This is a genomic window from Pseudorhodobacter sp. MZDSW-24AT (assembly GCF_002794355.1).
Classification (GTDB): Bacteria; Pseudomonadota; Alphaproteobacteria; order Rhodobacterales; family Rhodobacteraceae; genus Pseudotabrizicola.
This window is the reverse complement of record NZ_PGOI01000008.1, coordinates 532,589-545,459: the sequence shown is the minus strand read 5'-3', so window position 1 is coordinate 545,459 and position 12,871 is coordinate 532,589. Positions and strand designations below refer to the sequence as shown.

12 protein-coding genes are annotated in these 12,871 nt (G+C 64.4%); 6 read left to right on the top strand and 6 right to left on the bottom strand.

Features of this window, described 5'->3' with window-relative positions; all coding sequences use genetic code 11:
- Positions 1-118 precede the first annotated feature (118 nt).
- A complete protein-coding gene (locus CUR21_RS12230; protein ID WP_232622772.1) occupies positions 119-1,153 on the bottom strand; it encodes a LacI family DNA-binding transcriptional regulator in 1,035 nt (344 codons plus the stop codon).
- 147 nt (positions 1,154-1,300) lie between these two features.
- Here CUR21_RS12230 and CUR21_RS12225 point away from each other — a divergent pair, with 147 nt between their 5' ends.
- The 3 genes from CUR21_RS12225 to CUR21_RS12215 all read left to right on the top strand — a co-directional run bounded on the left by CUR21_RS12225 (position 1,301) and on the right by CUR21_RS12215 (position 5,284).
- Positions 1,301-2,248 (top strand): dihydrodipicolinate synthase family protein, encoded by a 948-nt coding sequence (locus CUR21_RS12225; protein WP_198431687.1) that lies wholly within the window; start codon positions 1,301-1,303, stop codon positions 2,246-2,248.
- Between the two features lie 53 nt (positions 2,249-2,301).
- Positions 2,302-3,300: a TAXI family TRAP transporter solute-binding subunit gene (locus CUR21_RS12220; RefSeq protein WP_100197287.1), complete on the top strand. Its 999-nt coding sequence runs from the start codon at positions 2,302-2,304 to the stop codon at positions 3,298-3,300.
- 88 nt (positions 3,301-3,388) lie between these two features.
- Positions 3,389-5,284, top strand: a complete 1,896-nt coding sequence (locus CUR21_RS12215) for a TRAP transporter fused permease subunit (protein ID WP_100197286.1) — start codon at positions 3,389-3,391, stop codon at positions 5,282-5,284.
- A 561-nt stretch (positions 5,285-5,845) separates the two neighbouring features.
- Here CUR21_RS12215 and argC read toward each other — a convergent pair.
- A complete protein-coding gene (gene argC / locus CUR21_RS12210) occupies positions 5,846-6,763 on the bottom strand; it encodes an N-acetyl-gamma-glutamyl-phosphate reductase (protein WP_100197285.1) in 918 nt (305 codons plus the stop codon).
- A 135-nt stretch (positions 6,764-6,898) separates the two neighbouring features.
- Between argC and CUR21_RS12205 the strand changes: the two genes are divergently transcribed.
- On the top strand, positions 6,899-8,062 hold the full coding sequence (locus CUR21_RS12205; protein ID WP_100197284.1) for an alpha-hydroxy acid oxidase: 1,164 nt from the start codon (positions 6,899-6,901) through the stop codon (positions 8,060-8,062).
- A gap of 5 nt (positions 8,063-8,067) precedes the next feature.
- Here CUR21_RS12205 and CUR21_RS12200 read toward each other — a convergent pair whose 3' ends face one another.
- Positions 8,068-9,207: an MFS transporter gene (locus tag CUR21_RS12200; protein ID WP_100197283.1), complete on the bottom strand. Its 1,140-nt coding sequence runs from the start codon at positions 9,205-9,207 to the stop codon at positions 8,068-8,070.
- A 94-nt stretch (positions 9,208-9,301) separates the two neighbouring features.
- Positions 9,302-10,201 (bottom strand): NAD(P)/FAD-dependent oxidoreductase, encoded by a 900-nt coding sequence (locus CUR21_RS12195; RefSeq protein WP_100197282.1) that lies wholly within the window; start codon positions 10,199-10,201, stop codon positions 9,302-9,304.
- Between the two features lie 45 nt (positions 10,202-10,246).
- On the opposite strand from CUR21_RS12195, the gene CUR21_RS12190 reads away from it, so the two are divergent.
- Complete coding sequence (locus CUR21_RS12190) at positions 10,247-10,717, top strand: Rrf2 family transcriptional regulator (RefSeq protein ID WP_100197281.1); 471 nt, start codon at positions 10,247-10,249, stop codon at positions 10,715-10,717.
- 73 nt (positions 10,718-10,790) lie between these two features.
- On the top strand, positions 10,791-11,399 hold the full coding sequence (locus CUR21_RS12185; RefSeq protein WP_100197280.1) for a 50S ribosomal protein L25/general stress protein Ctc: 609 nt from the start codon (positions 10,791-10,793) through the stop codon (positions 11,397-11,399).
- Between the two features lie 85 nt (positions 11,400-11,484).
- Here the strand turns inward: CUR21_RS12185 and CUR21_RS12180 are convergent, their stop codons facing one another.
- Together CUR21_RS12180 and CUR21_RS12175 are read right to left on the bottom strand one after the other, a co-directional pair.
- A complete protein-coding gene (locus tag CUR21_RS12180; RefSeq protein WP_100197279.1) occupies positions 11,485-11,865 on the bottom strand; it encodes a GFA family protein in 381 nt (126 codons plus the stop codon).
- 14 nt (positions 11,866-11,879) lie between these two features.
- Positions 11,880-12,866: a glycosyltransferase family 2 protein gene (locus tag CUR21_RS12175; RefSeq protein WP_157792004.1), complete on the bottom strand. Its 987-nt coding sequence runs from the start codon at positions 12,864-12,866 to the stop codon at positions 11,880-11,882.
- Positions 12,867-12,871 lie beyond the last annotated feature (5 nt).

Sequence of the window (12,871 nt, the reverse complement as noted above, 5' to 3'; positions counted from 1 at the left end):
CACCTGCAGCTTGTCTACAGCTAGCAAAGGTTTATCGTGCCGGTTGATAGGGTGATCATGGTTGCACGGCTTGGGTTATTAGAGGAATGCAGACATCTACCTTGGATTGCCAAGGGCCTTATTCTCGCGACCGTGCGGTCGTCGCTCTCGGGATCAAGGTTGGCGCCACCGCACGAACTCGGTCTACATCCGGAACATCTTCAGCCATGAACAGCTCCAAGGCGGCGGCCGCAATCTGGTCGAATGGGACACGCACTGTGGTTAGCGGCGTGGGGAGCCGCCGGACTATAGGAATGTCGTTGTAGCCAACCACCGACATTTCGCCGGGAACCGCCATTCCAAATTGGACAAGGGTGGAGAGCACGCCAATCGCAGTATTGTCGTTGATTGCAAAGATCGCGGTCGGCCGTTGCGGCAGAGCTAGCAAGTGAGCTGCAGCTTCGGCGCCAGACTCGATACTGAAGGTTGACGGCACGACCAGATCGGCACGCACCGACAAGCCTGCCTGTTGCATGGCCTGACGATAGCCCGCGACACGCCCACGCGCGCTGGTCGCATAGCCTGGTCCGGTCAGCACCGCGATGTCCCGATGGCCCAAGTCAATCAGGTGCCGAGTCGCGAGATAGCCGCCAAGCTGATCGTCCCCCACGGCAGCAAGACTGCTACCGTTATGCCGCAGCGCAAGGACGTAGCGCACCCCCCGTGCGGCAAGGTCATAAGTGAAGTCGCTGCCCTCGCGGGCGGTTGCCAGGATCAGGCCGTCGACCCCGCGGCGCAGCAGTGCCTCGGCGGCGCGGCGGTCCGCGTCGGGCTCGTCATCGGTTGTGGCGACGATTGTGAACTGACCTGCCCGCGCGGCCGCCTTGGCAAGCGCCTCGTATAACATCGCCATGACCGTGTCGGTCAGGCGAGGCACGATGACGCCGATCATGCCTGTGCTACCCCGGCGCAGGGCCGCCGCCGAGACGTCACGCATGTATCCCAAGCGCAACGCAATTTCGCGCACCCGCTGCGCGGTGGCGCTGTCGGACTTCGGCAGCCGCTCGTCCAGCATACGCGAGACGGTGGACTTCGAGACCCCGGCCTCTCGAGCGACATCATGAAGCGTCACCCGTGCGCGGGCGACTTGGTGAGAGTGGTCGTCAAAGTTCAAGACGAAGCCCCTTTTTGGTTGCAGCCCTAGATTAGCACTTGACGGGCCGCTGCAACAATGATTTTTTGGGAACGTTCCCACAATCGTTCCCAATCGGCAACACAGGGAACGGCTAATGATACCGGACGCTTCAGGAGGAGTTCAGATATGCAACCAATGGATCTTCGCGGCCTCAGCCCCGCCCCCGTCACCGCCTTCACCAAAAACGGCGCCGTCGATCACGAGGCCAATGCCCGGATCGCCCGCTGGCTGGTCTCGGTGCGCGGCGTGAAGTCGCTTGTCATCCTAGGCCACGCGGGCGAGGGGACCTTCTTGACCGAGGACGAGCGCTTGGCCCTGATCCGCACCTATGTCGAGGCCGTGGACGGCGCGGTGCCGATCATCGCGGGCATCACCGGCGAGGGCACCAAGGTCGCCGCCGAAGAGGCCAAGAAGTGCAAGGCCGCCGGTGCGACCGGCGCGCTGGTCTATCCCAATCACGGTTGGCTGCGCTTCGGCTTTCAGAAAGGTGCGCCGCAGGATCGCTACAAGGCGATCTGGCAGGAATCCGGGCTGCAATGCATTCTGTTCCAGTATCCAGACGCAACCAAGGCCAGCTATGATCTGGATACCCAGTTGGAGATCGCCACGCAGGAGGGCGTCGTCGCCACCAAAAACGGCGTGCGCAACATGAAGCGCTGGTATACCGAGATCCCGCAGCTGAAGGCGGCGAACCCTGACCTGCAGATCCTGTCCTGCCATGACGAATGGCTTCTGCCGACGATGTTCGACGTGGACGGCCTGCTGGTCGGTTACGGCAACATAGCGCCCGAACTGCTGGTCGACCTGATCGAGGCCGGCAAGGCGCAGGACTACACCCGTGCCCGCAAGATCCACGACCAGCTTCTGCCCGTGACCAAGGCCGTCTATCATCGCGGCTCGCACATGGAGGGCACAGTGGCGCTGAAACTGGGACTGGTGAAGCGCGGCGTTCTGGATCACGCGACGATCCGCGAGCCGCTGAAGAACCTGGGCGAAGCCGCCGAGGCCGAGATTTTTGCCGCCTTCGACGCGGCGAAGATCGAGCCGGTGCACCAGCTGATGGCGGCCGAGTAACATCGCGGCCCCCCGTCATAAGGGGGCCGCATCTTTCAGGGGAGGAGGATCAGATGTTTGACAAACTCACCACCGCCATGCGCGGCGTGGCCATGTCCGCGGTGCTGGTGACAACCGCAGCGTTGCCGGCAGCTGCGCAGGACGTGCGTATCGGCGCCATGCGCGAAGGCTCGTCTTGGTATGTCTTTGCTGCGACGCTGCAGCAGATGATCGAGCCGATCCTCGGCTCGAACTCGACCGAGATCATCGCGCGCGGCGGCGGCATTGCTAATCCGATGGTCGTCCAGAGCGGCCGGGCCGAGATTGCCTTGTCCAATGTTGCCACGGCGGTCTGGGCGCAGGAGGGCAGCGACGTCTATGACGGCATGGCCGCCCCTGACATCTCGGCGCTCGTGGGAGGGCTGAATGACGTCTATATTGGCGTCATCGCGCGCGAGGAGTTCCTGCAGCGTGCCGGCACCCGCGACCTCAAGGAGATCGCGCAGTCGGATATTCCGTTCCGCCTGCTGATCAAGCCCGTCGGGTCGTCCGCAGTGCCTGCGGCCGAGATGATTTTCGAGTCCCTCGGTGTTAGCATGGACGACATCCGCGCGCGGGGCGGCGACGTGATCCAATTGGACACAAACCAGATCGCCGACCAGCTTCGCAATGGTGGGGCGGACATCTACATCGATACGATCATTCAAGGCCATCCAACGATCACCGAGGTCGGCCTGACGACCCGCGTGGCCTTCCTCGACCTGCCGCCCGAGGCGCAGGAGATGTTGTCGCAGAACGGCATGACCATCGGGGAATACGGCCCGTGGTTCGAGGGCCAGACCGGGCCGACTAGTGGAGCCAATCTCGGCACGGTGCTGATCGCGAACAACGATCTGGACGAGGAAATTGCCTATACGATCACCAAGACGATCATTGAGAATGCTGAGGCGCTAAAGGCATCGCACGGCGCCTGGTCGCAATTCGATCCGGCGACCGCGATGCAACCTGAACGCACTGGCATACCATTGCACCCTGGCGCGGCTCGATATTACCAGGAAGCCGGGCTGATGTGATGGCCCACAGGCCGGCGCCGATCGGCGCCGGTCCACGACCACCGCCGCAGGGAGAGCGGCGATCATCCGCGACATTCGGGAGGAGCCCATGTCCGCAGCACCCCGCCACCCCGTCCAGACGGCCGCCTTCGTCATCGGCACCGGCCTCATCCTGTTCCAGATCTGGCTGCTTCTGGCCCCGCAGCAACCGCTGTTCGAACGGCCCATCCATTTGGGCCTCGCACTGGTCCTGCTGTTTCTCTATCGCCCGCTCGAGGCGCCGTCCTGGCCGCGCGGCTTGCGCCTTGCCATCGACGGCGTTCTGATCGCGGCGACGCTGGCCGTTACCGCCTATTATCTCATCGAGTTTCCACGCCTGACCACACGAATGGAGAACGTCTCGCCCGTTCTGCCCGTGGACATGGCCGCCGGCGCGGCGCTGGTCCTGCTGCTGCTGGAGGGCGCGCGCCGGGCGGTCGGCATGGTCCTGGTCTGGGTGCTGCTGGTCTTCATTCTCTATGCCTTCTGGGGCAACCTGCTGCCGGGCTGGATCGGCTTTCGTGGCTTCGACGCCGAGGCTGCAGTCGAGATCGCGACGATGACCACCGCCGGCGTTCTGGGGATCACCACGTCGACCTCGGTCAACTTCATCTTCTATTTCATCCTATTCGGCGCCTTCTACGCGGCGGTCGGCGGCGGGCAACTGTTCATCGACCTCGCGGTCCGGTTGGCCGGGCGCGCGACCGGCGGCACGGCCAAGGCGGCAATCGTCGGCTCCAGCCTGATGGGCTCGATCTCGGGCAGCGCGGTCGCCAATGTCGTCTCGACCGGGGTCTTCACCATCCCGCTGATGAAGCGCACGGGCTTTGCGCCCCATCGCGCGGCGGGGATCGAGGCCATCGCCTCGACCGGCGGCCAGCTCATGCCCCCGGTCATGGGTGTCGCTGCCTTCGTCATGGCCGAGATGCTGGGCATGCCCTACGTCGACTTGGCGCTGGCTGGCCTGATCCCGGCGCTGGCCTTCTACCTGGCGCTGCTTCTGGTGGTGGACCTTTCGGCGCGGCGCGACGGCCTGCGCAGCCTGACCCGCGAAGAGGTCAACGCCACCCCGGCCATCGCCTCGCGCCTGCACCTGATCCTGCCGCCCCTCGTGCTGATCGCGCTGCTGGTCACGGGCTATTCGGCGCCCTATTCCGCCGTCGCGGCCTCTGCCTCATGCCTGATCGTGCCCTTCCTGCGCCCGTCGACCCGCATCGGCTGGTCCGAGCTGGCGACGGCGCTGCGTGACGCGCCCCGGCAGGTCGCCGATGTGGCCGTCCCGATCGCGGCCATCGGCCTGGTGATCGCGGTGGCGGTCCAATCGAACCTGGCGCTGAAGTTCGCGGCCTCGCTTTTGTCTTTGTCCGAGGGCTCGCTCTATGCCTCGCTGGCGCTTGCGATGTTCGGGTGCATCGTCATGGGCATGGGCCTGCCCACGGTCGCGGCCTACATCATCGGTGCGGTCCTGTTCGTGCCCGCCTTGCAGGAGCTGGGCATTCAGCCGCTGGCCGCACATTTCTTCGTCTTCTACTATTGCGTGCTGTCGATGGTAACTCCGCCCGTGGCCTTGGCCTCGTTCGCGGCCGCCGCCGTGGGGCAGGCCTCGACGGCCAAGACGAGCTTCTCGGCCTTCGGGCTCAGCCTCGTGGCCTTTTTCGTGCCCTTCGGCTTCGTCTTCGATCCGGGAGTGTTGGGCCAGGGCGGTCTCGCCCAGGTCACCCTTAGCGCGGGTGGCCTTTTCGCCTCGACAGCCCTGTGGGCTGTAGCCTTCGGCGGCTGGTGCGGACGCCCTCTGACCTGGGCGTGGCGCTTGCCCATCGGAGTGGCCGGCCTCGCCTCGGTGATCCTGCCCGCCGGCAGCGGCGCATGGCTGATTGCGATGGGTCTTGGCTGGAGCATGGTCGCGGCGATCGGACTGCTATCGCGGCACACGCGAAAGGAAATGGCGGTCAGCCCTGTGGAGTGACAGCCTGCGTGTTCTTCAAAGCGCTCGTGAACCGCCAAAGTTTTACTGGTAACGCAAAGCACACGCGGCAGGCGACCGCAATCTCACCTGGAGTTCCGGCGATCCCACGAGATTGCCGGAACGTCTGCTTTGCAGGACTCGCACAGCATGAGACAGCAAGCCTCCCCGCAAAGTTCTAGCTTATCAGCGATGCTGCACCTGCAGCCTCTGCGGAAGTGACGAGTGTCGGCATTGGGCTCTTCGCGTCGGTCTCACATCACACCTACCCCGTCCCCCAAGCACGCCCTGACAGGGAAGCGCCGGGGAGATCTCTTCTGCGCCTCATAAGGCGCTGTTGGTGTCCCTCCGACTGGCTTTCGACAAAAGGCTGCAAAGGCGCAGAGATCAGGGATGGGGCGTCTGTGACGCCAAGGCGTCCCCTCCCAAAGCCAGAGGCGCGTTCCTCCCCCCGCACGCGGCACGCCGCGCCCGGGAGCAAAGGTTAACAAACCATGAATCTCAACAGCCTAAGCCATTGATCCCAAACAACTCATGCCGGTGTAACACAGAGAGAACCCCGTGTTACAGCCCGGCCCCTTCTTCCATGCCCAGCATCAGGTTCAGGTTCTGCACCGCCGCGCCAGAGGCCCCTTTTCCAAGGTTGTCCAGCGTGGCCAGCAGCACCACCCGGTCCCCCTCCGGCCCGGCATGAACCGACAGCTCCATCAGATTGGACCCATTCAGCCGCTCGGGGTTGACGCGGGGCAACAGGCTGTCCCCCTCCACCACCCGCACGAAGCGGGCCCCTTCATAATGCGCCGCCAAAGCCGCCTGATAATCCTTCGCCGTCTGCCCGGCAGGCAGATGCAGCGGGACCTGCACGATCATCCCTTGGGCGAAATTCCCGACCGACGGCACAAAGATCGGCCGCCGCGTCAGCCCCGAATGGACCATGATCTCAGGGATATGCTTGTGCTTGTGCTCCAGCCCGTAAACGAAATGCGCCCCCGCGGTGCCCGCTTCAAACTCGGCGATCATCGATTTCCCGCCGCCCGAATAGCCCGAGACCGCGTTGATCGTCAGCCCCGCATCCGGCGCGATCAGCCCCGCCGCCACCAAAGGCGCAAGCAAGGCGATCGACCCGGTAGAGTAGCACCCCGGGTTCGACACCCGCGCCGCCCCGGCAATGCGGGCGCGGTTGGCCGCGCTGAGCTCTGCAAAGCCAAAGGCCCAGTCGGGGTTCACACGGTAAGCCGTGCTTGCATCGATGATCCGCGTGGACAAGCCCTCACACAAGGCCACCGCCTCGATGGCCGCAGCATCGGGCAGGCACAGGATCGCGACATCCGCGGCAGCAAAGGCCTCGCGCCGCGCGTCCGGATCCTTCCGCCGTGCCGGGTCCACCTGAATCAGCCGGATATCCGCGCGCGGCAGCAATCGGTCGCGGATCTGCAGCCCCGTCGTCCCTGCCTCGCCGTCAATGAATACCGATGCTGTCATGTTGGCCTCCTGTGTTGGCCGGGGTCGTAGCGCATCGCGGGCTTCGGGGAAACAGCTTTTGCCGTGTCTGCCTTTGCAATTGCGCGGGGTTGCGCCGATTGGTAAGGATGTTTGACCACATCAGAGGGGCGGATCATGCCGGTGATTACCTGTATCGAAGATCTCAAGCGCATTCACAAACGCCGCACGCCCAAGATGTTTTACGATTACGCGGAATCGGGCAGCTATACCGAGCAGACTTTCCGGGAAAACACCTCTGATTTTGCGCAGCTGAATTTGCGGCAGAAGGTGGCGGTCGATATGCTGGGCCGCAATGTTTCAAGCACAATGGCGGGTTTCCCTGTCACCATGCCGGTGGCGCTTGCACCCGTGGGCCTGACCGGGATGCAGGCCGCCGATGGCGAGATCAAGGCCGCCAGCGCCGCGGCCAAGTTCGGGGTGCCCTACACGCTCTCGACCATGTCGATCTGCTCGATCGAGGATGTGGCCGCCAACAGCCCGGCTCCGTTCTGGTTTCAGCTTTACGTCATGCAGGACGAAGATTTCGTCGACCGCATCATCCAGCGCGCCAAGGATGCCAAATGCTCTGCCCTTGTGCTGACGCTGGATCTGCAAATCCTGGGTCAGCGGCACAAGGATCTGAAAAACGGGCTTTCTGCGCCCCCCAAGCTGACACTGCCAGTGCTTCTGGATCTGGCCACCAAATGGGGCTGGGGGCTGGAGATGCTGGGTACCAAGCGCCGCCAGTTCGGCAATATCGTGGGTCACGTCAAAGGCGTGGGCGACACCTCCAGTCTGATGAGCTGGATTTCCGATCAGTTCGACCCCCAGTTGGACTGGACCAAGATCGCGCGCATCCGTGACCAATGGGGCGGCAAGTTCATCCTGAAAGGCATTCTGGATGAAGACGACGCCCGCAAGGCCGCCGACTTCGGCGCGGATGCGATCATCGTGTCGAACCATGGCGGGCGGCAGCTGGATGGCGCGGTCAGCTCCATCCGCATGTTGCCACGCATTGTCGATGCCGTTGGCGACCGGGTCGAGATCTGGATGGATTCAGGCATTCGCTCGGGTCAAGATGTTCTGAAGGCACTCGCAATGGGGGCCAAGGGCACGATGATTGGCCGCAGCTATATTTACGGACTTGGCGCCATGGGTGAGGCCGGGGTGACCAAGGCGCTGGAGGTCATCCGCAAGGAGCTGGACACCACGCTCGCCCTGTGTGGCGAGCGGGATGTCCACAACCTTGGCCGCCACAATCTGCTGATCCCCAAAGGCTTTTCCGACGGCTGGGCGTGATGTCCCTAGCGCGCCCGGCGCGCCATCAGCGGTGACAGCACCAAGACGACCAACAAAAGGCAGGCGGCGAACACAAAGGCCCAGCGAAGCCCGAAGCCGCCTGCGATAAAGCCAAGCAGCGGCGGGCCGAAGAAATAGCCGCAATAGCCGAACAGCGTGGCCCGGGCCACCGCCCGCGCCCGCGCCTCGGGCCGCGCCAACCGCCCGACCAGCGAAAAGGCGGTGGGGGCAATCACCGAAGCCCCAAGACCCATCACGATGAACCCGGTGTAAGCCATCAGCGGTGTCTGCGCCGTTGCGGCCAGCATGGCCCCCAATGCGGCAATCACCGCTCCGCCTGTCATCAGCCGATACGGGTTGACCCGCGCCACCAACCCTTGCCCTGCCAGCCGTGCAAAGCCCATGGTCAAGGCCAAAGCTGCCGGACCAAGTGCGCCTTGCTCGGGGCTGCCCCCCAGCGTCTTTTCGATATGCAGGGCCGACCAGGCCTCGGCGGCATTTTCGGTCATGAAGGCGATGAGCACCACCGCGCCACCCAGCAACGGCAGCAGGCCCAGCCCCGCCGCGCCGGGCCCTTTTGGCTTGCGCAACCCGTCGATCTGGCCATCCTGCTCCCATGTGGTGAGTGCGAGCGCGGCCGCGACCAGCGCCATGCTGCCCAGCACCCAAGCCGGGCTCCAGCCTGCACCACGCATCACTCCGGTGCCGATCGCCGCGCCTGCATAGCCAAAACTATAGGCTGCATGGCACAGGTTCATCAGGTGGATCTTGCGGGTGTTTTCCAGCTCGGCGACGCGGGCGTTCATCAGAACATCTGTCAGGCCGGTGCCCGCACCGCAGACCATGATCGCCAAGGGGAACAGGACCAAGCTTGCCGCCTGACCGGGCAGCGCCATGCCCAAGCCCATGGTCAGCGCCGCCATGGGCAGCGCCAGCCGCCCCATCGCGGCGCCAAAGGCAGGCGCCAGCAGCATCGCCGTCACGGCGGCGATCGGGCTGAAGAGCAGCATCAGGCCCAGCTGCGCCTCGTCCACCCCCAGTTGCGTCTTGATGTCGGGCAAGGCCGCCGCGAAGCCGCCCCAGACCACCCCCATGGCGGCAAAGGCCGCCAGCGGCGCACGCGCGACTGTCAGGATATGGGGCATGGGGGAAACTCCGTTCTTGCCGTCCGGGCCTAGCAGAGCCACCCCGCCCGCGCCATCCTGAAGACGACAGGGACGGGGAAAGAGGCGACCGGGATCAGCCTTGCCCGAACAGCAAGGCGTGATGCGCGGCACTGCCTGCCCGTGCGCCATCGGCGGCGGCGAACAGCGCGCCATACATCGGGCGGCACAGATCCCCGGCGGCAAAGACCCCCGGTACAGATGTGCGCTGCATCATGTCGACCTGAACAAAAGGACCGGATGGCCCGTCTTCAAAGGCGCAGCCCAACTGGGTCGGCAGATCACAAGACGGCTCGGCACGCGATACCAGATACAGCACCTTGCGTTGCACCTGCTGCCCATCGGCAAGACAGATCACACGCGTGCCTGCCTGATCCTGCACCGCGACCACTGACGCTTCATAGACCGGGATTCCCCAGTCGCGGGCCTTGGTCCGCAGCTCCTCGGGCAGGGGGTGGCCGTTGCAGAACAAGGCAAGGTCCGTGGTCCAGTCGCGCAGCAGGGTGAGGTGGTGCGGGGGGGCTGGGGTGGTCATCAAGATGCCCGTAGGTTGATCCGCGGCCTCATATCCATGGCAGTAAGGACATTGCATCACCCATGTGCCCCAGCCTTCGGTCAGCCCGGGAATGGCGGGCAGGGTGTCGCGCATCCCATGCGCAAGGATCACCTGTTTGGCCTCCCACGTCGCGCCCGCCGTCAGGGTAAAGGCACCCTGCGCCCCGTGGAGCTCCGTGACGTGCTGCGGCACGATCCGCGCGGTCGGATAGGCCAGCAGATCGGCTTGGCCCCGCCGCTGCATCTCGGCCGGGGGCAGGCCATCCATTCCCAGAAAGCCATGCCCGGCTTGAGCAAAGCGGTTGCGGGTTTGCCCGGTGTCGAACACCACCACTCGCCGCCGCGCCCGCGCCAGCATCAACCCTGCCGCCAGCCCGGCAAAGCTGCCGCCCACGATCGCCACATCCACTTGCCTGTCCATCTGCTTTTCCTTGCATCCGTCGAATCACGTAACTATTATGGTTACATGAAAAGGAACAACAAGCTCTCTCTTGCCCTCCACACGCTTGGCCATATGGCGGTGGCGCCGGATCAGGCCCTCACGTCCGAGGTGATTGCCGCGCACAATGCCACCAACCCGGTGGTGGTCCGCCGGGTGCTGGGGCTGTTGCGCGTGCGCGGGCTGGTGGTGTCGGGCAAGGGCCATGCCGGGGGCTGGCGTCTGGCCCGCCCGGCGGTGCAGATCACGGTTGCCGATGTCTATGATGCGATCGGCGCTCCCTTGATGACGGTCGAACCCTTGGCGGCAGCGCAAGGCTGTGCCATCGTGGCCGCGCTGCATGCGACCGTGACCGAAGCGGCAACTGAGGCCGAGGCGGTGCTGCGCCGCCACTTTGCCCGCCGCACCATTGCCGACCTTGCGCAAGCCATGGCGGATGGCGCGCGGGGCAAGAGCAGTGCGCAGGGCAAGGGCGATTTGCACTTTCCCCCCCGCTGATTCCCCGCTATAGCGCCCGGGTCGCGCCGCGCACCCTTGGAGGGCGGTGGACTTATTTATATGGAGAACTGCAATGGCTGGTGAGATCCCTGATCTGATCGCCGAGGCACGTACGGGGACAGGCAAGGGGGCCGCCCGTCAAGCTCGTCGTGAGCAACTCGTGCCCGGTATTGTGTATGGTGGCGGCGTTGACCCGCAGCCCATCAACATCAAATACAACTATCTCTTGACCAAACTGCGCAAAGGCCGGTTCCTTTCGACGCTGTTCAACCTGAAGGTTGAAGGTCAGGAAGACGTCCGCGTGATCTGCCGCGGTGTGCAGCGCGATGTGGTCAAGGATCTTCCGACCCACGTCGACCTGATGCGCCTGCGTCGCAATTCGCGCATCAACCTGTTCATCCACGTGAACTTCGAAAACCACGACAAGGCCCCCGGCCTGAAGCGTGGCGGCACGCTGACCGTGGTGCGTCAGGAAGTCGAACTGGAAGTGACCGCAGGGGAAATCCCGGATCACATCACGGTTGACCTGACCGGCAAGAACATCGGCGACGTGATCCACATCGGCGACGTGACCCTGCCCGAAGGCGTGAAGCCGACCATCGCGCGCAACTTTGTGATTGCCAACATCGCAGCACCTTCGGGCCTGCGGTCGGACGACAACGCAGAAGAAGCCGAAGCGTGATCTGTGGCCTTCGGGCCAAGATGCGCGACAGACAAGGGCGCGGTGGGGAAACCTGCCGCGCCTTTTTCCTTGGCAATCCGTGAGTTTACTGCGCGTTCTGGGGCAGCCCGTCGCCGATTTCGTAATAATCGCCCTTGTCGGCCACAAAGATGTGCAGATGCATCTGCGTGCCCGTCGGCCCGTCAAACGCCCCCATCGCCACCGCAATCCAGTCATGCTGCGGCGGGTCCCAGAACAGGGACGATCCGCAGGTGCCGCAAAACCCGCGCCGCACCTTCGCCGAGGAAGCATACCACCGGATTTCTGCCGCGCCGGAGATGGTCAGATCGGCCTTCTTGACCTCGGTCGAGGCGAAGACATGCCCCGATTGCTTGCGGCAAATCGTGCAGTGGCAGGCATTGGGCGGCGGCAACCTGCTCGCTACGGTGAAGCGCACCGCGCCGCATTGACAGGACCCTGTGTGCATCCTTTATCCCCCTTTCAGCCTTGCGCAAGGCGCAGATGATGCGCGTGGCGCGGGTCATCCTCGGGGCGCCGCCCCGCCTTTGCCGCCAGCCGCGCCACATAGTCGGCGCAGCACAGGTGGTGCAGCCGCGCGACATCCGGCAGCGCCATCAGCCGGTCATGCACCGCATCAAAGGCCGCCGCATGGCGCAGCGCGCTGTCGTCCGTCACCTCGTTGCGGTTGTAGCGGTCAAAGAAGCTGTCGGTATAGCGATCCTTTCCCGCCACCGAAGACAGGCTACCCTTTTTCAGCGCAAAGCTTTCCCGCGCGCGGATCATGTAATGGTTCATCTGCGCGGTCTCATGGCTGACCCGTTCCAGCGGCACCCGGCGCAGATACTCGCCCTCGGGCGTCCATTCCGGCAGGTCCGTGCCATCGGCGTTCACCCACCGCAAACCCGCTGTGCCCCAGCGCCGTGCATGGCGTGGCAGCAGGCGCTTGGGCCCGTGTTCCCCGAGCTTTCGGAACCACCCCGGCTGCGCATGCAAGGTCTTGACCCATGTCGAGGAGAAATCCCGGCTCTCGGCGCAGTGCCGGAACTGGCGATGCGTCAGCCCATCTGCCCACCGATCCCGGCCCGAGGTGCCAAAGACACGCCAGTTGATCGCCATGCCCAAAAAGTCGGGCGTATCGGGGATCAGGTCGCGGATGCGTCCCGCGCCTTTGTGGATGACCAGAAACTCATCCACATCGCAGACCAGCACCCAATCCGCCGTGCTGACCTGTGGCAGCGCCTTGGCGGCTTCCAGCTTCCGCGCGCAGATCTGGATGCCATCGGGCACATCATGACGCAGATGCGTGACCCCCGCCGGGCGCAACGCATCCAGCAGGGCTGGTGAGTGATCGGTGCAGTCGTTCGTCACCACCACGATCTCGTCAAAGCCAAGCCAAAGATACCATGCCACCCATTCCACCAGAAACGGCCCTTCGTCGCGGACAGAACAGACGGTGGCACAGCGCATGTTGG

Bases quoted from the DNA above. Each gene is read 5' to 3' on its own strand.
- CUR21_RS12225 (WP_198431687.1), top strand. From the start codon at position 1,301: ATGCAACCAATGGATCTTCGCGGCCTCAGCCCCGCCCCCGTCACCGCC.
- CUR21_RS12220 (WP_100197287.1), top strand. From the start codon at position 2,302: ATGTTTGACAAACTCACCACCGCCATGCGCGGCGTGGCCATGTCCGCG.
- CUR21_RS12215 (WP_100197286.1), top strand. From the start codon at position 3,389: ATGTCCGCAGCACCCCGCCACCCCGTCCAGACGGCCGCCTTCGTCATC.
- argC (WP_100197285.1), bottom strand. From the start codon at position 6,763: ATGACAGCATCGGTATTCATTGACGGCGAGGCAGGGACGACGGGGCTG.
- CUR21_RS12205 (WP_100197284.1), top strand. From the start codon at position 6,899: ATGCCGGTGATTACCTGTATCGAAGATCTCAAGCGCATTCACAAACGC.
- CUR21_RS12200 (WP_100197283.1), bottom strand. From the start codon at position 9,207: ATGCCCCATATCCTGACAGTCGCGCGTGCGCCGCTGGCGGCCTTTGCC.
- CUR21_RS12195 (WP_100197282.1), bottom strand. From the start codon at position 10,201: ATGGACAGGCAAGTGGATGTGGCGATCGTGGGCGGCAGCTTTGCCGGG.
- CUR21_RS12190 (WP_100197281.1), top strand. From the start codon at position 10,247: ATGAAAAGGAACAACAAGCTCTCTCTTGCCCTCCACACGCTTGGCCAT.
- CUR21_RS12185 (WP_100197280.1), top strand. From the start codon at position 10,791: ATGGCTGGTGAGATCCCTGATCTGATCGCCGAGGCACGTACGGGGACA.
- CUR21_RS12180 (WP_100197279.1), bottom strand. From the start codon at position 11,865: ATGCACACAGGGTCCTGTCAATGCGGCGCGGTGCGCTTCACCGTAGCG.
- CUR21_RS12175 (WP_157792004.1), bottom strand. From the start codon at position 12,866: ATGCGCTGTGCCACCGTCTGTTCTGTCCGCGACGAAGGGCCGTTTCTG.